Source organism: Rhizobium sp. LEGMi-198b (assembly GCF_054114205.1).
On the sequence record NZ_JBSYVH010000005.1, the window covers coordinates 478,032 to 502,376 of the forward strand.

At 57.3% G+C, this 24,345-nt stretch carries 23 protein-coding genes; 11 read left to right on the forward strand and 12 right to left on the reverse strand.

The genetic code is table 11. From position 1 onward, the window contains the following. Positions 1–98: 98 nt before the first annotated feature. Together ACXHXG_RS21380 and ACXHXG_RS21385 are read right to left on the reverse strand one after the other, a co-directional pair. Positions 99–689, reverse strand: a complete 591-nt coding sequence (locus ACXHXG_RS21380) for a NodA family N-acyltransferase (protein ID WP_457900625.1) — start codon at positions 687–689, stop codon at positions 99–101. Positions 690–1,259: 570 nt separating this feature from the next. Beyond that, positions 1,260–2,015 (reverse strand): aquaporin, encoded by a 756-nt coding sequence (locus ACXHXG_RS21385; protein WP_283060905.1) that lies wholly within the window; start codon positions 2,013–2,015, stop codon positions 1,260–1,262. Between the two features lie 657 nt (positions 2,016–2,672). Between ACXHXG_RS21385 and ACXHXG_RS21390 the strand changes: the two genes are divergently transcribed. After that, entirely contained in the window at positions 2,673–3,131 is a 459-nt protein-coding gene (locus ACXHXG_RS21390) for a phasin (RefSeq protein WP_283060906.1), read from the forward strand. Positions 3,132–3,612: 481 nt separating this feature from the next. Then, positions 3,613–3,918: a DUF982 domain-containing protein gene (locus ACXHXG_RS21395; RefSeq protein WP_457900626.1), complete on the forward strand. Its 306-nt coding sequence runs from the start codon at positions 3,613–3,615 to the stop codon at positions 3,916–3,918. A gap of 111 nt (positions 3,919–4,029) precedes the next feature. Here the strand turns inward: ACXHXG_RS21395 and ACXHXG_RS21400 are convergent, their stop codons facing one another. Then, entirely contained in the window at positions 4,030–5,286 is a 1,257-nt protein-coding gene (locus ACXHXG_RS21400) for an ROK family protein (protein WP_457900627.1), read from the reverse strand. A 278-nt stretch (positions 5,287–5,564) separates the two neighbouring features. Here ACXHXG_RS21400 and ACXHXG_RS21405 point away from each other — a divergent pair, with 278 nt between their 5' ends. From ACXHXG_RS21405 to ACXHXG_RS21425, 5 genes are all read left to right on the forward strand, one after another. After that, complete coding sequence (locus tag ACXHXG_RS21405; RefSeq protein WP_457900628.1) at positions 5,565–7,031, forward strand: ABC transporter substrate-binding protein; 1,467 nt, start codon at positions 5,565–5,567, stop codon at positions 7,029–7,031. A gap of 69 nt (positions 7,032–7,100) precedes the next feature. Beyond that, on the forward strand, positions 7,101–8,030 hold the full coding sequence (locus tag ACXHXG_RS21410) for a carbohydrate ABC transporter permease (protein WP_457900629.1): 930 nt from the start codon (positions 7,101–7,103) through the stop codon (positions 8,028–8,030). A 1-nt stretch (position 8,031) separates the two neighbouring features. Then, the gene (locus tag ACXHXG_RS21415) at positions 8,032–8,862 is read left to right on the forward strand and encodes a carbohydrate ABC transporter permease (RefSeq protein WP_283054622.1); all 831 of its coding nucleotides are present in this window, start codon (positions 8,032–8,034) and stop codon (positions 8,860–8,862) included. Positions 8,863–8,895: 33 nt separating this feature from the next. After that, positions 8,896–9,921, forward strand: a complete 1,026-nt coding sequence (locus ACXHXG_RS21420; protein WP_457900630.1) for a Gfo/Idh/MocA family protein — start codon at positions 8,896–8,898, stop codon at positions 9,919–9,921. 76 nt (positions 9,922–9,997) lie between these two features. Further along, positions 9,998–11,164: an ABC transporter ATP-binding protein gene (locus tag ACXHXG_RS21425; protein WP_457900631.1), complete on the forward strand. Its 1,167-nt coding sequence runs from the start codon at positions 9,998–10,000 to the stop codon at positions 11,162–11,164. A gap of 427 nt (positions 11,165–11,591) precedes the next feature. On the opposite strand, the gene ACXHXG_RS21430 is transcribed toward ACXHXG_RS21425, so the two are convergent. From ACXHXG_RS21430 to ACXHXG_RS21445, 4 genes are all read right to left on the reverse strand, one after another. Next, the gene (locus ACXHXG_RS21430) at positions 11,592–12,308 is read right to left on the reverse strand and encodes a GntR family transcriptional regulator (protein WP_457900632.1); all 717 of its coding nucleotides are present in this window, start codon (positions 12,306–12,308) and stop codon (positions 11,592–11,594) included. A 275-nt stretch (positions 12,309–12,583) separates the two neighbouring features. After that, positions 12,584–13,087, reverse strand: a complete 504-nt coding sequence (locus tag ACXHXG_RS21435; protein WP_457900633.1) for a GNAT family N-acetyltransferase — start codon at positions 13,085–13,087, stop codon at positions 12,584–12,586. Between the two features lie 212 nt (positions 13,088–13,299). Then, the gene (locus tag ACXHXG_RS21440) at positions 13,300–13,968 is read right to left on the reverse strand and encodes an HAD-IA family hydrolase (RefSeq protein ID WP_457900634.1); all 669 of its coding nucleotides are present in this window, start codon (positions 13,966–13,968) and stop codon (positions 13,300–13,302) included. Between the two features lie 79 nt (positions 13,969–14,047). Next, positions 14,048–15,334, reverse strand: a complete 1,287-nt coding sequence (locus ACXHXG_RS21445; protein WP_457900635.1) for a DegT/DnrJ/EryC1/StrS family aminotransferase — start codon at positions 15,332–15,334, stop codon at positions 14,048–14,050. Between the two features lie 553 nt (positions 15,335–15,887). On the opposite strand from ACXHXG_RS21445, the gene ACXHXG_RS21450 reads away from it, so the two are divergent. Then, the gene (locus ACXHXG_RS21450; protein WP_457900636.1) at positions 15,888–16,991 is read left to right on the forward strand and encodes an ROK family protein; all 1,104 of its coding nucleotides are present in this window, start codon (positions 15,888–15,890) and stop codon (positions 16,989–16,991) included. Positions 16,992–17,013: 22 nt separating this feature from the next. On the opposite strand, the gene ACXHXG_RS21455 is transcribed toward ACXHXG_RS21450, so the two are convergent. Next, positions 17,014–17,310: a hypothetical protein gene (locus ACXHXG_RS21455; protein WP_283054630.1), complete on the reverse strand. Its 297-nt coding sequence runs from the start codon at positions 17,308–17,310 to the stop codon at positions 17,014–17,016. A gap of 390 nt (positions 17,311–17,700) precedes the next feature. Between ACXHXG_RS21455 and ACXHXG_RS21460 the strand changes: the two genes are divergently transcribed. The 3 genes from ACXHXG_RS21460 (at position 17,701) to ACXHXG_RS21470 (ending at position 19,503) form a co-directional block, all read left to right on the forward strand. Further along, entirely contained in the window at positions 17,701–18,141 is a 441-nt protein-coding gene (locus ACXHXG_RS21460; protein WP_457900637.1) for an MreC domain-containing protein, read from the forward strand. Positions 18,142–18,283: 142 nt separating this feature from the next. After that, positions 18,284–18,877, forward strand: a complete 594-nt coding sequence (locus ACXHXG_RS21465) for a hypothetical protein (RefSeq protein ID WP_457900638.1) — start codon at positions 18,284–18,286, stop codon at positions 18,875–18,877. Positions 18,878–18,909: 32 nt separating this feature from the next. Continuing rightward, the gene (locus tag ACXHXG_RS21470; protein ID WP_457900639.1) at positions 18,910–19,503 is read left to right on the forward strand and encodes a hypothetical protein; all 594 of its coding nucleotides are present in this window, start codon (positions 18,910–18,912) and stop codon (positions 19,501–19,503) included. 153 nt (positions 19,504–19,656) lie between these two features. Here the strand turns inward: ACXHXG_RS21470 and hypE are convergent, their stop codons facing one another. From hypE to hypF, 4 genes are read right to left on the reverse strand one after another with little or no spacing between them, the layout of a single operon-like run. Beyond that, complete coding sequence (gene hypE, locus ACXHXG_RS21475) at positions 19,657–20,703, reverse strand: hydrogenase expression/formation protein HypE (protein ID WP_457900640.1); 1,047 nt, start codon at positions 20,701–20,703, stop codon at positions 19,657–19,659. Continuing rightward, positions 20,700–21,857 carry a hydrogenase formation protein HypD gene (hypD, locus tag ACXHXG_RS21480; protein ID WP_457900641.1) on the reverse strand — a complete coding sequence of 386 codons (1,158 nt, stop codon included), beginning with the start codon at positions 21,855–21,857 and terminating at the stop codon, positions 20,700–20,702. The genes hypE and hypD overlap by 4 nt, the downstream gene beginning before the upstream one ends. Continuing rightward, positions 21,854–22,081, reverse strand: a complete 228-nt coding sequence (locus ACXHXG_RS21485; protein ID WP_457900642.1) for a HypC/HybG/HupF family hydrogenase formation chaperone — start codon at positions 22,079–22,081, stop codon at positions 21,854–21,856. The genes hypD and ACXHXG_RS21485 overlap by 4 nt, the downstream gene beginning before the upstream one ends. Next, complete coding sequence (gene hypF, locus ACXHXG_RS21490; RefSeq protein ID WP_457900643.1) at positions 22,072–24,345, reverse strand: carbamoyltransferase HypF; 2,274 nt, start codon at positions 24,343–24,345, stop codon at positions 22,072–22,074. Before hypF ends, ACXHXG_RS21485 begins: the two co-directional genes overlap by 10 nt.

The following is a 24,345-nucleotide window of genomic DNA, read 5'->3' on the forward strand; positions in this document are numbered from 1 at the left end:
GGTGGCCGGCACGATTCTGCCGATCGCCGGACCATATTGCGCTTGGGACACTGAGCTCCACGAGGAGTCTATGCACTTCCGCAAGCGGTCGAGATAGGTCATAACTCCGGTCCGTTCCGGTCGATCATCGTACCGGCGGGCCAGGCGGAGATGGGCTGTCCAATAGGCAGAATGATGACAAGCGGATCCTCGACACGGGTGGGCGGCAAGTCGATACGCGCGTGTGGCAACGTGGATCGCACGCTCACCTGCGACACAACCGTCAGCGGACTGTGTCGGCCAAATCTTTCAATGTGTTTCCGCAGCTCCGGCCGAACCGTACCGAAGGCGAATGGAACTTGAAACTTCTGCAATGTTGGAAGCATCACCTGGATCGAATGGGCGATGCCGAGCCCCTCAAGATCCGGGCGCACTCCATATAAACCCAGTTCAGCCACCAAAAGATCGACCCCGTCAATTTTGATGAAGCGGCGCAGTAAGCCCAGATGGGCCGCAACACCGATCGAGTCGTACGCGATCGCACGAAGCTCAGGTCTTGCGCCGGCCCAGCTTTGACTGCCTTGGAACGGCTTTGCGTTAAAAGCCCCAGTCGGCCCATATGTCTTTCGAAAGAACTCGGCGAGTTCGACATGATCGGAGAGCTGCAACTCATTTTCCCAGCACAATTTCCACTGCACGTCTGCGCGCATAAAAGACCTCTTTTTTGCCGTTGGCCGGACGATGTGCGGCTTAAGGTTATAATTTATATCGCTAGCCTCAAGCGCAGGTTGTATATCAGCATACGTAAGGCCCGATGGCTTTTCCGCCCAGGCTCACGCTCTTCGTCCTATCGTGCCGGGGCGAAGGCGATATTCCTTGACCCCAGCGGCCAATATCATGAGGCAAACCAAAACTGAAATGGCTTTTCTTCATGGAACTATGAGCAGCATTCATAATGCTCAGTGGAATATTCACATAGGCGAAGCCGTACCGCTTTCAGAGGAATTCCTTGCAGGAGCATCGGCCGCAATATCGATCTGACGTCTGTTTTCGGCCGTCGGACTAGGGTCTGAATATGGACCCAAGTTTTTCAGATCATGGCCGCCGTCTGATTTTCTTCTTGTGAAAGAAGATTGATCGCGCGCCTTTAAAAGCGAAATTGGAAGCAGCTTAGGTGACTATCGACGGGGAGAAACCAATTGACATGTAGCCCCAAATGTAATGGCTCGGGGGCAGGGCGCTTGGCGGTCAAAGGGACGTGAGGCGCGTTCAAATCTGGATCAGGGGCGGGACCGGAAGTGGCGAACTGCATCAGCTCTACTTCGCCCCGCAAGAGTGGTGCCGTTGCGCTTCAGCGGATTGCTTGTTGGTCGAAACGCGAGAACTTCACTGAGTTGCAGAAGGCCCGCCGCGACGGCACCGAGCATTGGTGCAATTATGTAAAGCCAGAGTTGAGCGCGCGCCGTCTCCCCTGCGAAGAGTGCTGGGCCGAGCGACCGTGCAGGGTTTACAGAAGAACCCGAAACCGTAATGCCGGCCAGATGGATCGCAACGAGGGTAAGACCAATCGCAAAACCTGCTACAGTGCCAGAGCCATCCTCGGCCGTGCTTTTGAGAAATACCGTCACGAACAGAAACGTGGAGATGAACTCAAACAGGAACGCAGATCTTGCCCCATAGGCTCCCCAGCCATTTTGAGCGAAACCTTCTACCGCAATGTTGTAACCGCCGACTTTGTCCATTGCTATAACGTAGAGTGTGCCTGCTGCTGCGATAGCGCCCGCACTTTGAGCCAAGACATACGCGACGAATTCCCACAGTCCAAACCGCCGGGAAACGAGAAAACCGAGGCTGACGGCGGGATTGAGATGAGCGCCTGATACTGGACCAATCGCGCAGGCCATCGCTACCACTGTCATCCCGAAGGCAAGAGCAACACCAAGGGGGCCTGCCTCCGAACGCATAAAGAGGAGTGTGCCGCAGCCGAAGAAAACGAGCGCAAAGGTCCCTAGCAATTCGCAAAAATATTTATTCATCCTTAACTCCGTTGATTGCATCCCCGCGCATAGTCGTTGCCATCCTCGACATTCTCGCCGCCGGCCGGGATTTTTGACAGGTTATCTATGCGGTGTTCGCCAGAACCCTTTGACACCCGCAGGATCCATCGTCCGGTTCAGGATCTGCGCCCTCTGTCATTGACTTCGAATTTTGCGACGACCAGCCGAGATCAGAACCAGAGCCTTTGCTGCGGCTTGCTCCCGGCGTCCGCTATAGGCACACAAGTTTCGTGCCAAACAAAAAAATGGTTTTACGGCAAAGCGATCAGACTGATGGTCGCTCTGTCTTTGCGTCCAAAAATGTCTTGAGTCCGACAATGAACGACATAGCAGACGCGCTGCAGTCTGGAGATATGCGCTTCTGGAAGGACCTTTTGAAAGCGTGTGCATAGTTGGCATCGAGTTTGCACGTACTCGTCCTTAGGCGGCAAGACGCAGCCAAGGATAGGACCGGTTTCCAAAACCAGGCGGGTACTGGAGCCAATTTCGGATCTCTCGGATCCGGATTCTGAAAAACGCCGTCAAACCGAGTTCTGCATTCGTGCATGTACAAAGGGCAGGCGATACTCTCAGCGTCAGATTTTTCAAGAATATCGCCGTGCCTAGCAACCAACAAAACGTGAGAAGGAAAACGCTATGACCACCAAGGTTTCAGAAAGGTCCTTTGAAACAATCGAAAATTCAGCATCATCGCCCCTCAAGGTGGCCGATCAAATCGGGGCATCCGTCGAAAAGGGGAACAAGCAGTTGACCGAAGCTTTCTTTAAATTCGCCTCGAGCGCTGAAGAGGCACAGAAAGTGCTCACTCCGATCTTCGAAACCGCAACACTAGTCAGTTACGAATTGTCGCTTAAGTCTGTCGCCGCGTTGCAGGCTAATGCGGTGGCCGGTTTCTCGCATTTGCAAGCGTTGCTGGGCGCGAATTCGCCGTCACAAGTCTTCGAACTGCAATCGGCGTTCCTGCACAAGCGCGTAGACACCAGCATCGAGAATGCCAAGGAATTCCGGGCGCTGGCGAGCAAGGCGGTGGCGGAGATCGCTAAGCCGATCAACAATGCTTTTGACAAATTTTTGGCGGACCTCAGACCGGCATAAATTGGCTGGCCACTGCAACAACGCCTATGGGACCTGTTGTACACTCCGCCCTTAATTAGAAGGAAGACGAGCGGTACCCTACGATCCATTTTGTTCGCGATTTCATCAATCGACGGATCATGATCCAAGCTTCGTTTGGAGGGTCTAAGGACGCTCAGACTGCGAAGGGGCAGTGGAAGATGGTAGTGGCGACTCTCCTCTGCGATTGTCAGTAGGCGCGATCTTAGCAAACGAGCGGTTGGTTGGCTGGACCACGCAAATCACAAAAAGGCTTTGCGATTATTGCCGGCGGCCGCGCCAAGATTTCACGGTATCGCGTCGCATCCTAATAAGCGGCGTTTGCGACCCGCTTGGCTTGAGAGTTGCCTCCTGCTGGCTCGGTCAATGCGGCTTTGCGTCGTCGCGACACTTGAACGCTCGGAAGTTATTCCAATATTTGTTGATGACCACAGGTGACGTTGGAAAGGAAAGGAGGAATAGGATGCCGACAACCGATGTTTCCTGGACTCGTCTGGTCACTATCCGACTGCAGTGCGGTCTTGAGCGGACGTTTGCCGGCGTTTACGACGCCTTGGATTTTCTCGAAAACGAATGGCCATTGCGTTATGGCGAACGCCATCAGCGTGCCATTAAGACCTGTCGCGGTGCCCTTAATGGCGCCGTAGCCGCCGTCGTTGCACGAGAGGCATTCATGGCCGCTTGCCTCGAAGCCGGCATGGCGGCCCCTTTGAAAGCCAAGCCGAACGCCCACGCGGGGCGAGCCCCCCGGCGGGCTCTCGTGCAATGATTTGGATGGTCCCGCGTCGCGTAAGGCGGGACTTGCGACGAGGGCCACGAATTCGGACTCATTGTCGATCGGCGTTCCACGAGCCGTGCGGCCGTTACGACCGTATCCTGCCTAGATGACCAGCTTCAGATGGCTGGACAAGACCAAGCCAGCAGCCCCTCGCAACGCGGTATGACCTTCTCCGATGCCATTCACCGTGATCGAAATCTCCTGGTTCGGCCGCTTCCTGACCAGTCGTTCGACATGCTGCTTGACGCGCCCAGCGGCGTCGGCGCCGCCGCCTGCAATGTCCCCATGCAGGACATAGGAGTTGAGCGACAGGGTTTGCTGCAGGTTGAGGATCCCGAACGCGACGTTTCGGGTATAGCGGTCCAGCAGACCGTTCGCAGCTTCGGAGCCTTCTGCTGCCTCATTGACGAGGCGAGCGCAGGTGACGCTTTCGGGGTCTGCGAAGCCAAGTCGAGCCGCTTCACGCCGCAGCCAGGGTAGGGCGGCGACGGTTTCCCAGCATCCGTGCTTGCCGCAATTGCAGAGGTCGCCATCGATCTGCACCACGGTATGGCCGAGTTCGCCTCCGGAACCGGCAAGCCCCCGGTAGACCCGTCCGTCGATGTAGAAAGCGCCGCCCAAAACCTCCCCGGTGTAGATGGCCGCGAACGTCTGCTGGCCACGACCCGGCCCGAACCACCGGTCGCCAACGAGAAGCGCGCGCGGATGATGGTCGATGACAACAGGCAGTGAGAAATGCGCCTGCAGGATATCGACCAAGGGGAGGCCCGTCAGAACGGGCGCAAGATTGACGGCGAGGATCACCCCGTTGTCGCTGTCGATCATGCCTCCTGAGGCAATACCGATCCCGAAGGGCGCCTGGTGCGCTTGGGAAAGCGTCGCGGACAATGTGTCCTTGATGATTGCCAGGAATACATCCCTGTCCCCATGCGGATCGAATTGCGCCTTGGTGAGCGCTTTGATCTCGCCGCTGAGCGTCACGAGGCATGTCTGGATCCTGCCCGGCAAGAGAAGCACGGCGCCGAGCATTGGGGCTTCAGGATTAAAGTAGATCGGACGCGCCGGCTTGCCGCCCTTGAAGTCGGAAGGCACCGCGTCGCCTTCGACGAGCAGGCGCTCCTCGATCATCGGTTGGACGATCCCCGTGATCGTCGTGCGATTGACGCCTGCCAGACGGGCAAGCTCGGCGCGGCTTTTAGGACCGTTGTCGTACAACGCCTGCAGCACCCGGCCGCGATTGATCTCGCCGAGGGTCGACTGCGAAACGAGTGTTACATTGCCACCTTCGCCAGCAAGCGCGTCCTTGTTGGAGGGACCGCGCTGGCCGAGCGAATAGGATGGCTGATTCTCGAACTTCAACTTGCGTCTCCGATTTGCCAGTCCTGTCTTTCTAGCCTGTGGGCGCTTGCTCGACCAGATGGCGCTTTCCTGCTTACTGCGACCCGATCCGGATAGCTGCGAGGTCACGCGGAACATCAAATCGAGACTTCTTGACAGTATCATAAGTTTGTGCGAAGTACAAACAAACTGCTGGAAAGGCAGATCGAGGGGTAACTAATCGAAATCGAGTTCGGCGCCGAGAATGGCTTCCGTCATCGAATGCGGTTGGAATTTTTAGAACAACTGAGGAGGCACACATGATATTCGATATCGGAAATATGTCGCGCAGGAACATGCTGAAGTCGGCGTCTGTCGCGGCTCTCTTGGCATCAAGCGCAAGCTCTCTGCTCACCCCAAAACGCGCAAGCGCCCAAGGCGCCAAAACCGTGCGCGTTCTGTCGGTCGAAGATCCATTCTTCTTCTCGATGAAGGCCATGATCCCGGAGTTCGAGAGGGAAACCGGCATCAAGGTAGAGCTGGAGAGCCTGTCCTATGACGGGCTACAGACCCGTCTGGTCTCTGCGTTTGTCGCCAAGACGTCGGATGCGGATGTCATTGCGGTTGATCAGATGTGGCTCGGCCAATATCTCGACAACGGCTGGATCATTTCGCTCAACGACTACATTGCCAAGGACAAAGACATCGATCTTGCTGACTTCATTCCCGAGGTTTTGTATTCGTCGAACATGTGGCGCGGGCAGATCGGCACGCTTCCGGTGGCAGCCTATGCGCAGGGCGTGATGTACCGCAAAGATATCTTCGCCAGCTTCGGCATCGCCGAGCCGCCGACCAAGGCCTCCGAGGACTGGACTTGGACGAAGTATGTCGAGACGCTAAAGGCGCTCGAAGGCAAGTCGTTCAACGGCAAGGCGCTGTTCCCGACGGTCGTCTGTGGGTCGCAGCCGTCCCCGATCACGCACATGTTCACACAGCTTTCCGCGAGCCACGGCGCGAGCTGGTTCAAGTCCTTCCCGGGCGCGCCTTGGGATTTCTCGCCGCAGCTCACCGGTCCCGCCTGGGCAAAGTCGGTCGAGGTCTACCGGCAGCTCTACAAGCTCTCGCCGCCTGAGGCGATCAACTATGTATGGTTCGATGCCGGCACCCGTTTCGCCAAGGGCGATATCGGCATGTTCTACTGGTGGACGCCGTACTTCTATCTGGTCAAGAATTTGGGCTACATGACCGGCAAGAAGTCGGACGTCATGGACAGATATGCGACCGCGGCGCTTCCGAAGGCCGAGGGTGTGGCGCAGACGGTCAGCCTCGGCGGCTGGAGCCTCGGTGTTCCCTCCAGTTCCGACCGGCAGGACAACGGCTACGCCTTCATCAAATGGGCGACCTCGAAGGCGACACAGAAGAAGATGGCGCAGTGGCCGGACCTTAATTTCCAGTTCTCGGATTTTGCCCGCAAGTCGCTTTATGAGGACGCAGACGTCAAGGCGATCTACCCCTATCTCGATGTCCAGTACGACATGATGAAACAGGGCAACGGCAAGATCACCCGCCCACCGGTCCCCGGTTACACCGCGGTCGAAAGTGTGCTCGGCCTCACGCTCAACCAGCTTCTGACGGGCAGTGAAGATCCGAAAACGGCGCTGGTGCGCACGAACAACCTGTTCGAAAGCATCCTCAAGGGCAATTTGATGATCCCTTATCAGAAGGAAAGCTATACCGACACGCTCGATGGCGCCAAGGACCTGATCGGTAAGCTCGGCAAGGCGTAATAAATTCTTCTGTTGCCGGCGCGGACAAGATCGCGCCGGCAGTCACGTGTGAAGAACTGGACTTCTACGATGCACGCTCCAACCATTCGCTCGCCGCAGGCGCTTGCGCCTGTCAGGCGAGGCTTCGTACGGCGAAACCTGCCCTATTTCCTGATCGCACCTTCAGTGATCATGCTACTGGCGCTGATCGCCTACCCACTGCTCTTTGCGTTGAAATCGAGCTTCTATTTCTGGAACCTGCAGGTCGGCCCGCAGCCTTTGGCCTTTGTCGGCTTCGACAATTACGTCGAGGCGCTCAATGCCTTCGATTTCCGCGCGGCCCTTACTAACACGCTGATCCTGTCGATCCTGGGCACCGCGATCGAGTTCTCGCTCGGCTTGGCGATTGCGCTCGTCCTGCTCAAAGCGCTTCCCGGCATGAATGTCGTGCGCGCGCTTCTGATACTGCCGACCACCATCGCGCCGATCGTCGTCGGCTTCCTGTTTCGCTACCTCTATGACCCGGGCGGCGGCCTTGTAACTTGGGTTCTGCAGTCGCTCTTACTGCCGGTGCCGGCGGAGGGCATTCTCGGCTCGCCATCGACGGCGCTTGCCGCCATTCTCTTCGTCGATATCTGGCAGTGGACACCCTTCTTCGCCATCGTCCTCTATGCGAGCCTGCTTGCCGTTGCCGACGAGATCATCGAGGCCGCCAGGCTCGATCGCGCATCGGCCTGGACGATCCTGATGCGCATCAAACTGCCGCTCATCCGGCGCACCGCCATCATTATCGTGATGCTGCGTTTCATGCAGATCTTCAACACCTTCGACACCGTGCTGGTGTTGACCCGTGGCGGGCCGGGGACGTCGACGCGCACGCTTGGCTATTCGCTCTACGAACAAGGCCTCGTCAACTTCAATGTCGGCCTTGTCAGCGCTCAGACGTGGATCGCGGTGCTGATCGTCAACATCATCGTCGCCCTCTACGTGTTCTTCGCCTTCCGCAATGAGGAGTGGTGACATGAAAAGCCGCACGACCTTCTACACGGCGCTCACCTATGCCGCCGGCCTATTGTGCCTTGCCGTCTTCATCGGCCCGATCCTGTGGTTTCTGGCGCTCGCGATCCGGCCGGCCGAAACGGCGTTTGCGATGCCGCCGCAACTGACCTTCGAGCCGACGCTCGATGCCTTCCGGCATATCCTCGTCGATCCCGGCACCAATGCGCCGCAACTGGTCAACTCTCTCATCGTCGCGATTGGGGCAGTGCTGCTCAATCTGCCATTCTCGGTTCCTGCGGCTTACGCGCTCTCGCGATTCAAGATGCGCGGCAAGAAGAACATCATGCTCTGGTATCTCGGGCTGTTGATGGCGCCGCCGATCGCTTTCCTGATCCCGTATTTCGTGCTGATCACACGCGTTGGACTTCAGGGCTCCTACTTCTCGATGGTACTGGTTCTCCAGACGCTGACGATCCCGTTTTCGGTCTGGCTTATGAAGAGCTTCATCGATGAGGTGCCGGCGGAGCTCGAAGAGGCTGCCCGCGTCGACGGCGCCCGCTGGTACACGATCATGTGGCGGATCACGCTTCCGATCGTTCGCCCCGGCATCATCGTCACCTCGATGTTCGCCTTCGTCTTTGCATGGAACAACGCGGCCTTCCCGCTGGTGCTGAGCTCGCGCTCGACCGCCACTCTTCCGATCGGGACCCTCGGATACTTCGCCACCAGCGGCGTCACCTGGAACTACATCGCCGCGGCCGCCGTGCTCGCGATGATCCCGCCAATGATCATTTTTCTGGTTTTCGACCGCTACGTCGTCCGTGGCCTCACCTTCGGTTCGGTCAAAGGTTGACCCTTTTCTTAGTTCTGAATGGAGCAATAACGAATGAGCAAACTTCGCATCGGCGTTATCGGCGCCGGCCTTTGGGGCAACAATCACGCCCACACCTTCAACGTCCTGCCGGAGACCGAACTTGTCGGCGTATGCGACCTTGACGAGGGCAGAGCGCTTAAGATGAAGGAGAGTTTCGGCGCGGCGGAAGCGTTCACCGACTATCGTAAGCTGATCGCCAGCGATCGCATCGATGCCGTGTCGGTGGCAACACCCGACTTCACCCACACGCCGATCATCCTTGCCGCACTCAAGGCCGACAAGCATGTGCTCAGCGAAAAACCGCTGGCAACGACCGTGAAGGAAGCAGAGGAGATCGCCGAGACCACCGTAAAGTCGAAGGGCAAGCTGATGATCGACTTCCACAACAGGGTGAATCCGATCCTGGCGCAGGTCCGCGACATGATCCAGGACGGTCAGATCGGGCTTGCCAAACACGGCACGGCGCGGCTTTCAAACACGACCTTCGTTCCGTTCGAGATGCTGAGCTGGGCGGCAAAATCCTCGGCACTATGGTTCTTGGGCAGCCATCTGGTCGACGTGCTACGTTTCATCCTCGAAGACGAAGTTACCCGCGTTTACGCGGTGGCCCGTTGCGGGACGCTGTCTGCCGGTGGCGTCGACACCAAGGATTTCCATGCATCGATCCTCGAATTTTCCAAGGGCACCGTCGTGACCATGGAAAACAGCTGGATCCTGTCCCGCGACAACCCTTCCCTCGTCGATTTCAAGATCGAGTTCGTCGGCGAAAAGGGTCAGATCCAGGCTGATCCCACCCATAGTGGCGGTCTTCGCCGCATTGTCGACGGCGGCATGAAATTCCATGATTACATCGGCATGACGCCGACCGGAGCAACACGCATCGGCGGCTTTGTGCAGGAGTCCATCGCCCGCTTCGTCGACAGCGTCGTGCAGGGCGCACCCCTGCTTGCCGACGCGAATGATGGCCTCGCCAACACCAAGGTTCTCGCAGCGATCGAGGAGTCCGTCGCCAGCGGCAAGGCAGTGACCATCGGCTGATGCCGTGACCAATCCCGTGTGGCGTCCACCCGACCGGATGGACTGCCTCGCCTGTTGATACTGGGAGTAGAACTATATGGCGTCCATGACCTTTGAAGGGATTGGGAAAACCTATCCGGACGGTACCGTCGCCGTTGCCAATGTGAGCTTCACGGTCGGCGACGGTGAGTTCGTCGTGCTGGTCGGACCGTCGGGCTGCGGCAAATCCACGCTTCTGCGGATGGCGGCCGGGCTCGAATTGCTCAATAGCGGCCGCCTGCTTATGGACGATCAGGATGTCACCAACACCGAGCCGCAGGACCGCGACATCGCCATGGTGTTTCAGAACTATGCGCTCTATCCGCATATGACGGTCTACGAGAACATGGCCTTCGGCCTGCAGCAGCGCAAAATGCCGAAAGACAAGATCGAAAAGCTCGTCCGCGAAGCGGCGGAGATGCTCGATCTGACGAAGTATCTGCACCGCAAGCCTGGCGCCTTGTCGGGCGGCCAGCGACAGCGCGTCGCTATGGGTCGGGCGATCGTCCGTCATCCGATGGCGTTCCTGATGGACGAACCGCTGTCCAATCTCGACGCCAAGTTGCGCGTCCAGATGCGCGCCGAACTCAAGCTGTTGAACCAGCGCCTGGGCGTCACCACGCTCTACGTCACCCACGACCAGGTCGAGGCGATGACGATGGGGGATCGGGTTGCTGTGCTGAAGCCTGTCGGCGAGGCAGGGGAAAGCAACCTGCAGCAGATCGACACGCCGCAGCGGCTCTACGACCGGCCTGCCAATCTGTTCGTTGCCGGTTTTATCGGTTCGCCGTCGATGAATTTCGTCCGGACCGACCTTCGGGAGGAGGGGGGAATCTTGCACGGCATCATCTCAGGAACCGATATCACCTTTCCAGTTTCAGCGCGGCCTGCGCTCTCTAACTATGTCGGACGCCAGGTCATTGTCGGAATTCGGCCCGAGATATTTGAGGTGTGTCCCGACTCCGAGACGCTATTCAATGAGCCAATTGCCGTTGTCGAGGCGCTCGGCGCCGATACCTTTGTCTTCTTCGATATTGCCTCGCCGCCCGTCAAAGTGAGCGAGGCAGCAGATTCGGAAGACTTAAGGCAAGGAGGCAGGAGCCGTCTGGTGGCGCGCATCCCTCCGGCGTCAACGCCGTTAATCAGCCAGCGGCTTCCGCTGACAGTCGACCTGAAAAAGCTGCACTGGTTCGATCCGCTGACAGGAGCCGCAATTCGCGACTGATGCGTATGAGAAACAATTGCAATCCTTGCCTCCCAGGGCGCTGGGGCTGCCGTGCGGACCTGTCCGACGGCAGCCCCTTTTTTTAGAAAGGAGCGCAGCTTGACATTTGGTGAGCCGTTCGAGCTGAGACAGGATTCGTTGACGCGGACCAGTCAATCCGCCGAGTGTTCATGACGATCTGGAAGCTTTCGCCCATTGAACGTTCGTGCCTTCGCTGGATATCGCTCGGTTGGAGCGTGTCCGAGATTGCACTGCTAGAGGGTAAGAGTGAAGCTGAAATACGATCATACATAAATCGGGCGCTCGTCTCTCTCGGCGCGACTTCATTGCAGGAAGCGCTCACGAAGGTGGATTGTCCCTCCTGAGCGGCTAAGCAATTACGTTTGGTCACAGGCTGAGCTACTCGACGAGGATCACACTTGCGTATTTACAAACTTCTCACCAGCCGAGGAAAACTTGTCGACCGCTGCCTGTTTAGTTCACGTACGACGCGTGCGAGCGCGTTCTGTTCGAGATCAAGGTGACTCATCAATGCCGATTCCACCGCGCCCGTTGCCTTGCTCAATAACGGCATCGCGTCGATCAGCCTTGCAAGGCTTTCTTCGTAGGAAGGGCCAAGCTCCGAGGTAATTATTTCCATCCGGACAGGACGTGAGCAAAAGCAGAATTTGTCGACAATTCTACAAATTTCGCAATTTGCCGACAGCTGGGCGATTTGGGCAAAGACAGTTTCCGCATGCATCGCGAGGTGGTCGCGGGGCGGCTTGTCACGTTCGCCGTCGGTATCCGGCACATGCGGCCGCATACGCCAGAGCGCGTAGGTGAGGGTTTGACGTGCGATACCATATAAGTCCAACAGTGCTCCCTCCACGAGCGGCCTGGTGAAATAGCCTTTCTGAGGGATCGAAAGAATCTTGCCCTCCGCCGCAAGTCGGATGAGTGCTTCGCGTATCGGCGTCCGACCGAGGTCCAGTTCGCAGGCAAGCTCCTGATCACTAAGATGTTGCACCGGCACGCGAGCATAGCTGTAAAGCAACTGAAGAACCGCATTGTAGGCAGCGTCAGCCTTTGCGGGGACCTGTTCATCAGCGGAAGTTGGAACGGCTATTCCGCGACATTGGAGAGCATGCTCGCAAAGCCACATTTTTGGGTTTCCTCTGTCGGTGCAATTTGAAGAACGGATGACGCTTGGCGATTCAATCGCCACAACGCTTTGGGCTGCTTAAAGGATTCGTGGGAGCGTGATTTTTGAAGGCCACTATAGACGACAGTCTGGCTGAGGTCACGCCTGCCATAATCTGATCCGTCCGAAGCACGATTCATGGCGGTCTCCGATATGTTCACGCGGACAGGTCAGTTGAGTCCCGGAGGAGATTTGGGCACCCGCGGACCAACACCAGGCACCCTGGTTCGTCCGACCTAGACTGTACGTGCGCCGAGCAACATCTTTGTCATTAAAGTTGCATCGCCATAAGGTGTCTGTACGTGGTCCATTTCCGACCAGCCATTCTTCGTGTAGAGGAGCTTTGCGCTCTCGGTGGTGAGATAAAGCCTTTCGTAGCCGAGGCGCAAAGCTTCCTGTTCCAGCCTTTTGACCAGCAATGAAGCTGTACCCTTGTTGCGGTGGAATGGATGGACGTAGAGCGATTTCAGCCACGGCGAAAGATCAGGCCTTCCTTTAAAATCATAATTGGAAAGGCTGATCATCCCTGCGGGTCTCCTATCTTCCAGAGCAACCAAAGTCAGCGGTAGAGAACTTCTTGAGGACGCTTGGAATTCACGCTGCGTCTCCTCGAATGATCCATTGGCCTGACAACCCCATTGCCCAAAGGACCAGCTTGCACAAACCGGAACCAGATCGCGCCAATTCTCCAGATACTCAATCACTATTGGAGCTTGAATGTGTGCTTGCTTTTCAGCCATCGTCTTTTCCTATTTGCCAAGTGCCGGGTGCTTTAGATTGAAGCCTTTCCCAAAGAACCTTGCAGCGGGATGACCCTGACGCTGATTGGAATCCGCAACACAAAAGGGACATTTGGGGTCCTCACTTGCGAAACTCTCCAACGCAAAAGCATTGTGCGCCTTTGGTTCGCCCGTTGCGGCTTCAGCCTGCGGGCGGACCATCGCCCAAACCATCAACCTGCAAGAATTTCTGGCAGCGCCGCCATCTGGCTGAATGTTCTCATGGCGCCTGCTTCCAGCAATTTCTCAGCGTGTCCGACAGGACAATGAGAACCGCCGACGAAACCAACTACCCGCATTTGGGCCGCCACCGCCGCCTGGACCCCGGCAACGCTATCTTCGATGACCAAACACTTGTCCGCCGACGTGTTCATTGTCTCAGACGCAAATAGAAAAAGATCCGGGGCGGGCTTGCCACGTGAAACTTGGGAAGCACTGAATACATTTGGCGAAAAATAATCATAGAGGTCTGTTAGCTTGAGCGCAAAATGCAGCTCCTTCAGATTGCTGCTCGATGCCACGCATCGCGCCACATCAATCGCATCCAGAACTTGATTGACGCCTGAGATGGCTTTGAGATCGCTGGCATACCGTCGGCCAATTTCTGCCATAACATATTCATGATGACCCTCCGGCAAGGACAAGCCAGACTCAGCTTCGATGATTGAATAGGTTTGCCGATCAGTCATGCCTGTGAAGCGACGGTTGTAAGTCTCGGCAGCTATATTATATCCGCGCTCTGCCAGTACTTCGACATGCACCGCGGTCGCAATGATTTCGCTGTCGATTAGGACTCCATCACAATCGAAAATCAAAAGTTTTGGCGTTTTGTACGAGGTCATGGGATTACTCCGTTGTCGTTCAAAAACGACATTGCAAGAGAGCCAGCGTGGAGGTGAGTTTGCTTTAGGCCTCGCTCGCCTAGATGGTTGTGGTGATGCTGGAAATCTTTGGGCCAAACTTGGAAAGAGCCTTCCAGACCCGATGAAACGCTTCTGCGTAAAGTTCCATCACCCCGGCTTCATTGGGTGGCGCGATCTCCGATACGCAAAACATCGTATCCAAGAGTTTGACCGTGTTAGGAAAATCGGCGGCTTTCCAATCCTTGGCAATATTCGGCAGATATTCGAACACAGGCTTCCTGAGCCAGATCAAAACGGGCACCCCCTCCGCCTGCAGGAGTTTGACGACGGTATCCCTTGCCGCCGGACCCGGAGCAAAACCGAGAGCTTCCGGTTCGATGCGAAGTGGAAAGCTGAGCATGGACTGATTGCAGTCAGATGGGTCGAAGAGGGGAAATATACCGGAGAGATCCTGGATCATCTCCCATAGAATTTTTCCATTGTTTCTTCGAATCTGAAGTTGTGTCTCAAGGTGTCTCAATCGCATTTTTGCAATAGACGAAGAGAAGACGTTCGGACGATAGTTATATCCTGCTGAAGACGGCGAAAAAGCCCGATCTCCGTTTCGAGATGAACTCGTCAGCGAAACGCAGTCCACGTGTTCAATTAGATATTTGTCCTCGGTAATCACGAATCCGAGCTCGCCTGCTCCAAGGTGCTTGGCGCCGTTGCCGGACAAAGCGAGGGCGTCTGTATCGATGTATGCACCATTGGCGATCGCTTTAATGGCGCCGATCGATTGGCAGACGTCATCAATCATGGCAATCCCTTGGGCGCGCGCGGCAGACCTTGCATGAGGAACACGAATGTTATTCCCGAAGAGATGGGTGATGAGAACCGCTCCGACGCCGGGTCCGAATCGGTCGGCTGCCGCATCTTGATCGATCCCGGCGAGGTTCATGTCGACGTCAACGAAGTCGGGCTGAAGGCCACTGATCGCAATTGGCCCCACCGCGCCCGGCCAATTTAGCGCCGCGGTCACCACGCGTTCGCCTCTACCTTTAAAATAATCGAGTTCGATATGGATTGCCGCCGTGCCGCTGCCGACCGCGCGCACCTTCCACTTCCCCGTCCAAGTAGCGAGATCCTGCTCCAAATCGGCCACGACCGGGTGATTGACCCGATGATACTTTCCACTGTCTATAACTTCGCGCAGGGCATCCAAATGCTCCGTCTGTGTGGCTGGCCAAGGCGTAATACGCCCGGAAGGAACGATGGGCTCCCCACCAAGGAGAGCGAGATCCTTTTCCCGCCAGTGCCCTCCGGACTCGCAGAGGTCCAGATTATTGCTGGCAAATTCGTTCATTTATTCCTCCGGCGATCGGGTTACGTCGATGTCTGTCGATTTGCTGAAGAGTTCTAGTGTTTTAGCACGCCAAATCAACAGTATTTCTAAAATATATTTAAAAGTATATTTTGCATTGGCGAATATTTCTGTTGTTGGGGTTGGTGTTTCTGAAAATACTTAACCGAAGAATGCGCATATACTCGAAGGATGCTTCTTCGCTGCCGACATGAACATTCGAGCGGCGGTGGAGAAACTCATCTGTGTGATGATTGCTATACCGGCTCCCGGAAGCGTTCGGCAACGACGGCAGGGCTCACGCGGGAGTGGCGTGAAGACAATCGAATTTCGATAAAAGAGAAAGTCGGATCAAATGGAGTCCATGATAAGAAAAACGGAAAAACCATCAATTGCGCGAAATGCGAACACTCGAGATGGATCTGGCAATCGCCTCATCGGGCCAGTCGAGGGGGACCAGAGCGACAGTAAAGGATTGAGGCCAGCTCATCCTCTAATCGCCGCGCGGACGCTCGGGATTGCAAATCGAGGGCGCCTGCTACAGGCCCTGTACGATATGGGCCCTTCCAGCCGCGTCGAGCTTGCGCGTGTCACCGGTGCCAGCCGAGCAACCATCGGCGGCATCGTCCAGCCATTGATCAATCAGGGTATTCTTGCCGAAGGCGACGTGGTACCCGCCAATCGGTCCGGCGGAAAACCCGCTACCAAGCTCTGGTTCTCGAAAGAGGCCAAGCCGATCTGCGCAGTTCGGCTGATGCACGACCGTGTCCACGCATGCTTGGTCTCTCTGGATGGTGAGATCTATGCTCAACACGACGCGAATTTGGCGAAAGATCTGACAGATGCTGCCGATGCTTTTCAGATCGTCAGTGCTTGCATTGAAAAGTCAATCGCCTCTGCCCACCAACCGGTTCTAGGCATCGGTGTGGCGGTTGCCAAAGGGCTCAACCTGGAAACGGGCTCGATCGCGGTTACGGATCTTGCGCCGCACCTTCTTGGATTTCCGATAAAAGCGCAGTTAGCAAAGCGTTTCGGAGTTCCGGCTTGCGTCGACCAAGATGCCAGAGCCTTGCTTGTTGGCGATCGTTGGTTCGGGCAAGGACGTGGACGGAGAAATTTCGCGGTCGTCTACATCGGTCAGTCGTTGGGCGCGGCGCTCTATGTCGATGGATATCCTTATAGGGCCGCAGGAGGTAAGCACTGCCAAATCGGCCATACCATCGTGCAACTCAATGGCCAAATGTGCAGATGCGGACGACGTGGATGTTGGGAAACGATCGCTACACTGCGATGGCTAAGAGGCGAAGCAAAGGCCAGGGGCCTGCCGAATGCTGGCTCGTTGGATGCGAGCCGCTTGGTGTGGCTCGCTGAAACTGGCGTTAAAGGGGCAAAAGAACTGCTTGAAGAGTACGCGTCCAATATTTCTGTCGGGCTGGCGAACCTTCAACAGCTGATGGCACCCAACTGCATCACTTTGCATGGTGACATCGTGCGCGGCGGAAAAATGATGTTAGATCTTATTGGAGAGAGCTTCAGGCAATTGATGGTCAATCCTGCGGATAACGAGATCGTCCTTGCCCTCGGCGATCGGGAGGATGTCGCCGGCCTGCGCGGCGCGGCGGGTCTCGTTATCTGCGAATTGCTGAATTTTATGATCTAAGCAGAGAACTCGGGGGGCAAGGCTAAGAAAAAAACGAGACGAGAACGGACAACCAGATCAAGACGACTCCCAGCAACAGCGCTCGCCTGGCGGCTACGATCTTTTCCTGGCCTTCCTCTGCGACGGGGGTCGTTACAATCCAAGGAACCGAGCCAAGCGCTGCAAAACCGACGAGCGCCAAGATCACGACGATCAAATCGGACCTGTGCCAGCCTCCTGGCTCATACACTCCCCAATAGCCAAGGAACGCCATTCCCACAGCGAACATGGTGGCGGAGGCAGAGCAAAGTCCCGGAACAGAACCTGATGGTGCACGCATTTCGTATCCTCTTTGTCGGTCAAACCAAGGGCGATTTTTATGACGGTGCAAACCGGCTTTGCACATATCTGTCAAGAATCGGGTGCCAGGTGAGGCATCGATCTATTGCAAATGATTTAGGAAAATCCGAACATTGAATGAAGTGACCGATCGCAGAAGCTGGCAGGAGAGCTCCCTTTTTTGGCAGCGTGTGAACGCGGACTAGTCGTGAAACAGACGGTTCGACCTCGCAAGCTCGGCATTTTTTTATTCGATTGTCCGCAGGCTGCCGCTCGCCTTCAGGCACGCTTTTTGACAGGTGCTCTCCAAAAGGCGGGCCACCAACGCAGCAATGTTGACTCTGTCTTTCACTCGGTCGAAAAGAACTCCTGCCGACAGAGGGAGATACTCATGGCTGACGAGAATAATACTGGCGCAATTACCGATATGGCAGGCACGAATATACCGGCAAAAACGCCGGCGCCTAAAAAACAGCGCGCTCCGCGACGCCCGAAAGTAGCTGCTGAGGCAGCGGGTACTACGCAAGTTGCCAAACCCGCGAAGGCGCCGCGAGGTCGCAGGAAGCGTAGCGAACAACCCGCGGACACAAAGTCCGAGCCTGTCGAAATGCAGGTCGCCGACATCTCCGTCAAGGAGAGCACAAAGGATACTGCAGCCAAGAGCACGGCACAGCAGTCCGAGCAAAAAGTTACGACGCCTGTTGTTTCAGCAAGGGACGAGATGGCGGATCTTATTCAGCTGGAAGAAGAGAATAAGCGGCTGCGCAAACTCTTGGCAGAGAAATTGCGTGCGGAAAATGCCGATCTGCGCAAGCGGCTCGGGCTAGATTGATCGCCGATCAACAGCGGGATGGTGGCGAAATCGACCTGAGCTATCCTTCTCGGCAGAAGATGCGTTCGCCGGGCTCGCCTTCCGAGCCCGGTGTCACGCTGCGGCGCTATTTTGGATACGGACTGGTCGAGGTTGAAGCACTATGAAATTACCGTGGAAATTCCTTACTCGATTAACTTCGCGGCGACAGTCCGCCCCCGAAAGCCCGATTGAGCATGGTGTCGACACCGACGCAAGCCAAAGCGAAACACAAGACGTCCCGGAGCTTGCGCTAAACCCACCAGAGCCATCCAGCGGCTCCGAGCCCGATGAAAGCCGATCTATTGAGCTCATAGCGACTGGTTCAAAAGAATTCGAAGGTGAGGTCGAAACTGAGGGTGCGGCACCGGTTGAAGGTGACAAGGTTCAAGAACTGTCGCCTTCTGAGGTCGGGCGGCCGGGCGCTGAAGCCTCTGCGGTGCCGCTTGAAAGCGATACGCGCAATGAGGCTCCAGGCACCCGGCGGACGAAAAAGCCGGCACATGCGAAAAGCGTTCACATTGACGTGACCGCGCAGAACACAGCTGTCGCAATCAATGCTCAAAATGCAAAATCCCCATCGCCTGAGGACGGCCTTTTCGAAGAGGTGGCAGGCCTGGACGAGGAAATCACGCAACTGAGGATTCAACTGGCTCAAAAGCTGCTTTTGCAGAATGATCAGCTTAGAAAAATGCTTGAGCGATTCGACCGATCGTAAATCCTCCTTACGATCTCAAAGATGGGACATATATGAAAACACAGCAGCGAAAATTCGTTGTCGAGCTCAAATCGGCGCGCCGCAGGACAACGATCCAGCCAACTTCCATCTGGGGTGATACCGACCTCAAGGCGCTGGCACGCGAGGCGGAAGCTGACGCACCGCATCTTTTCGAGCCCAACATCGTCTCAGATGTTCCGAAGCATGAAAGCGAGCCGTGGGCGGATCCAAAACCAGAAACTCACCTCAACGACCACGTTGAAACCGGCGACGATCAACGGATTTCGGCGTCCTCTTTCGAAACGGAACAAACGTGCGCGTCTCAGCAGGACAATGGTCCGATCTTCACTTCTGTTTCACCGTTGAAAGACGGCTCTTCCAGGCGGTCTCGAAAGAACACAAAGCGTCGACGTGAAGCGAATATGGATCATAATGCCGACGAAACGACAAGCACGGTCAGCGCCCAATCAAACGCCGGCCACATCGATATCTCAGGCGACGAGCTAATTGCGCTCGAAGAAGAGAATCGACGGCTTAAGGCTTTGCTGATGGAACATCTTCTTCAAGAAAATATGCAGATTCGACAGATGCTCGCGCGATTTAGCGATAACCGCGAGATCTTGTGAACCGATCCAGTTTGCGTGGCAGGGCTTAGATCCCTTCATGACCATCAGGAGGGAGTGCATGCGATTTGCCGCAAAGTACGCATGATAGCTGCACATCAAGCTCGTTGCTGGCTCCGGGCATGCATTCTTGCGCGAAGCGATACACAGCCGTGCTCAGCAGATTCGCGGCAACTGTTCGCCCCATAGCCAATCGACAATGCGACTGCCGCCAAACGACGTCGCCATCTGGACGAAGCAACGGTCGTCAGCCTCGGCATGGCCGATCAATGCGGCCTCAGCACCCAACGGATGCGCGCGCATGACGGCGAGCAGCGCATCCGCAAACTCTGGCGCCACCACGACGACGAGCTTGCCCTCGTTGGCGACGTTGAGCGGGTCGAGGCCGAGCAATTCGCAGGCCGCGGCTACTTCCGGCTTGATCGGAATGGCCTCCTCTTCGATGCGGAAGCCGACATTTGAGGCATTGGCGATTTCGTTGAGTATCGCCGCAAGTCCACCGCGTGTTGGATCTCGCATAAGCCTAATTGACGATCCGGCGACCTCGACCATTGCCGCTACCAACCCGTGTAGCGCCGCGCAATCCGATATGATGTCCGTATCGAAATCCAGGCTCTCGCGCTTCGACATCACAGCGACGCCGTGATCGCCTATCGAACCCGAGATGATCACCGCATCGCCTGGCCGCGCGGCATCGGAGCGCAGGTCGAGACCGGCTCGAATTATGCCGATGCCGGAGGTGGATATGAACACGCCGTCGGCCTTGCCGCGCTCAACCACTTTCGTATCACCAGTGATGATCGGCACACCCGCCTCGCGGGAGGCTGATCCCATGGCTTCTGCAATTCGATTAAGGTCTGCGAGCGGAAAGCCCTCTTCAATGATGAAACCTGCCGAAAGATAGAGCGGGCGCGCGCCGGCCATGGCAATGTCGTTAATCGTCCCATACACCGCAAGCGAGCCAATATTGCCGCCGGGAAAGAACAGCGGCGAGACAACATAGCTGTCGGTGGTCATCACCATGCGCGCTGCCGGAACGGCAAATGCCGACTGATCGTTGCCAGCTCTGAGCCAGTCATTGTCGAAGGCCTTGTGGAAAATGTCCTCGACCAACTGGCCCGTGGCGCACCCGCCCGCCCCATGCGAGAGATCGATGCGTCCGTTCCGGAGGTCGAGCCTGGACCTTTTGGCTTTCACGGTCATGCGACCGTCCTCCAGCTTTCGTCCGCCTTTCCCTGTCTGCGGAAACGGCCGTAGATCCAATGCGCGGCGCAGGCGCCTTCCGACGACACCATGCAGGAACCCATCGGCGAATCGGGCGTGCAGACCTTACCAAACAGCTTGCAGTCGGAGGGCCTCTTTATACCGCGCAGGATGGCTCCGCATTCGCAGGCCGGATTGTCTTGCGCTGCCGGCGTCACCATCTCGAAACGTTTCTCGGCATCGTATTTGTCATATTTGGACCTGAGGCCAAGCGCACTATGGGGTATCGCGCCCAGACCGCGCCATTCGAAACTTTCCCGCAATTCGAAGACGTTTGCGATCTCGCACTTCGCCTTTTCGTTGCCAAGGGTGGTCACGGCGCGGATATACTGGTTCTCGACCTTATGGACGCCGTCATTGACCTGGCGGACCAGCATCAGGATTGAATAGATGACATCAAGCGGCTCGAAGCCTGCCACCACGATCGGCTTGTTAAATTCTTCGGCAAGGACTTCAAATGGCTGCGTACCAATTACCGTGCTGACATGTGCAGGGCCAAGCAATCCGTCGATCTTGATAGGGCCGAGCGGGTGAACGTCGGAGTTTTCGAGAATAGTCTTGATCGCAGCCGGTGTTAGCACGTGGTTTGAGAAGATCGAAAAGTTTGCGAGGTCCTTCGCGATCGCGAACCGCAGCGCCAGCGCCGTCGGCGGCGTCGTGGTCTCGAAACCGATGGCGAAGAAGACGACTTGCCTGTTCGGTTCGGCTTCGGCGATGCTTAGCGAATCGAGTGTCGAATAGACCATTCGAATATCGGCGCCGGCCGACCTCGCCTTGAGCAGACTTAAGCCGTTTGAGCATGGCACACGCATCAAGTCGCCATAGGTGCAAAGCGTGATTTCTGAGCGCATGGCAAGCGCGATCGCTGCGTCGATGCGGCCGATCGGCAGCACACAGATTGGACAGCCCGGTCCGTGAATCATCTGCACATTGGATGGCAGCAGGTCTTCAAGGCCATAGCGCGAAATTGCATAGGTGTGGCCGCCGCAGAATTCCATGAAATGATAGCTGCGCGCCGGATCTACCGCCGCTTCGATCTGGCGAGCAATATCCTTGACGAGCTTGGCATCGCGGTATTCGTCGATATATTTCACGCCGCACCTCCGAGAGTAGCTTCGCGGATCAAGGCAAGGGTCCTCTCCGCTTCTTCCGTGTCGATCTTCGCAAGCGCGTAGCCGACGTGGAGGACGAGATAGTCACCGGGCGTGACATCCTCGACGAGCGCAATCGATATGACCTTAAAGACGCCGTCGAGCCCTACTTTGGCCATGTTGTCTGGCAGCAGTTCCATCACCTGGACCGGTAGGGCTAGGCACATGTCCGGTGCTCCGAGATCCGCGCGCAGTCGTGTTTGATCACGTGCCGCGCATGGGCGGCCTGACCGAGCGCTATGCCCCCGTCATTGGGCGGAACCCGGCGCGGCAGATAGGGCTCAAGGCTGTGGTCGCGCAGGGCGCGGGAAAGACCCTCGGCCAGAACGCGGTTCGTGATGCAGCCGCCGCCGAGCATGATCGTTCGCGTGCCAGCCTTTGATGCACCAAGGGCGGCCCAGTCGGCGAGGCCGCTGATCAGCGTGCCGTGGAATAGGTCTGCGGCCTGGCGGCGGTCAAGCCGCCGCTCGGCCAGATGGACGATGAGGGGTCGGAAATCGAGCATGCCATCGGCAAGCCTGTAGCCTCCTGCAAGACATTGCGGATCATCGGCAAGTGCTTCGAGCTCCATTGCTGCCTGCCCCTCGTAGCTCTGGACGAGGCGGACGCCCGCGATCGCGGCCACCGCATCGAAAAGCCGCCCCAAGCTGGACGTCTCGGTTGGTTGCAAGCCGCGGGCAAACATCGTGTCAAGGTGCGCGACGCCGGGATGCCCAGGCCAAAGCGTGGCCGCAAGGTCGCGGCGGCCGGCGGCCTGGAGCGCGGCAATTCCCATGCGCCAGGGCTCCCGCGCAACCTGGTCGGCGCCTGGCGCCGGCAAAGGAAGAAGCGAAGAGAGCCGCTGCCAGCGAGGGCCGTCGACGACAAGCATTTCGCCTCCCCAACTGCTGCCATCAACGCCATAGCCATGGCCGTCGAGTGCAAGCCCGAGGACCGGCCCGCCGGCATGATGTTCCGCCTCAACGGCCGCGATGTGAGCGAGGTGATGTTGCACAGGCAGAACCGGCAGATCCAAATGTTCCGCTATCCGCGCTGAACGGAAATCCGGATGCAGATCGCAGGCGGCAAATTCCGGCCTGACATCAAGGATAGAGCAGAGATGCTCGAGGGCTTCGCGCTGGAAGCGGATCGCTTTGACACTGTCGAGACCGCCGATGTGCTGCGACAGGAATGCCTCCCGACCCCTTGTTACGCAGATCGTGTTTTTGAGGTCCGCGCCGGTGGCAATCACGCATGGGCCGTCCTCACCGAGATCGACTGGCTCGGGCACAAAACCCCGGGCGCGCCTCAGAAAGCTCGGCGCGCCGTCAATTACCTGCATGACGGAATCGTCAGCACGAATGGCGATGTCGCGGTCATGTGTGACGATCAGGTCGGCAATCCTGGCAAGCCGATGCATGGCATCGTCGTTGTCTGATAGGAGCGGTTCGCCCCCCGGGTTGGCGCTGGTCGCGATCAAAGCGGCGGGAGCACCTGCCGCCTCTGCGGCAACCGCAGCAAACAACAGGTGGTGCACCGGCGCATAGGCGAGCAGCAGACCGACCCGACTAAGGCCCGGAGCAATGAGCTTGGAAAGGTGATCACGCGCCTCGATTAGGACGATCGGGGCGGCGGTCGAGGCGAGCAAATCCTCCTGTGCCCGCGAGGGCCTGGCGAGTAGCCGGGCTGTCTCAATGTCCGGAACCATGATCGCGAACGGCTTCTCGTCGCGCATCTTACCTCGTCTAAGACGATCAATCGCCGTATCATTGCGTGCGTCGCAGAAGAGCTGGAAGCCGCCGATGCCCTTGATCGCAATGATCTGGCCATTCATGAGCCGCGCGGATATCTCAGCGATCGGATGGCTAAGTTGTGGCCCGCAAACCGGGCAGGCGAGGGGCTCGGTATGGAAGCGCCGGCTCTCCGGGTTGCCATAATCTGCGCCGCAGGCGGTGCAGATCGGGAACGCAGCCATCGATGTTTGGGCGCGATCATAGGGGAGGGCACGGGTGATGGTGAAGCGCGGGCCACAATGAGTGCAGTTGACGAAAGGATAACCGAAAAAGCGGTTGTCCGGATCATTCAGTTCGTGCTGGCATTCGACGCAGGTCGCGGCGTCGGCGCCAATGCGCGTGGCGCCACGGCCGCCGACGCTTTGGAGGATTTCGAACACTTCGTCGCCCGCCGTCTCCAGTTCCAGCTTGTCGACGCAATCGACACGGGCAAGCGGCGGCGCCTCTTTCCAGACGCGTTCCGCGAAGCAGTCGACAGCGGCGCCCTCGACCTCGATCAGCACGCCGGCACTGTCGTTGAGCACGAAGCCGGTAAGCTGCATTGTCCTCGCAAGCCTATAGACGAACGGCCGGAAACCCACCCCTTGTACGGCACCGCGCACACGCACTCGCAGCCGCCGGACACGATCTTCCGCCATGGATGCCAAGGCGCGCACCAT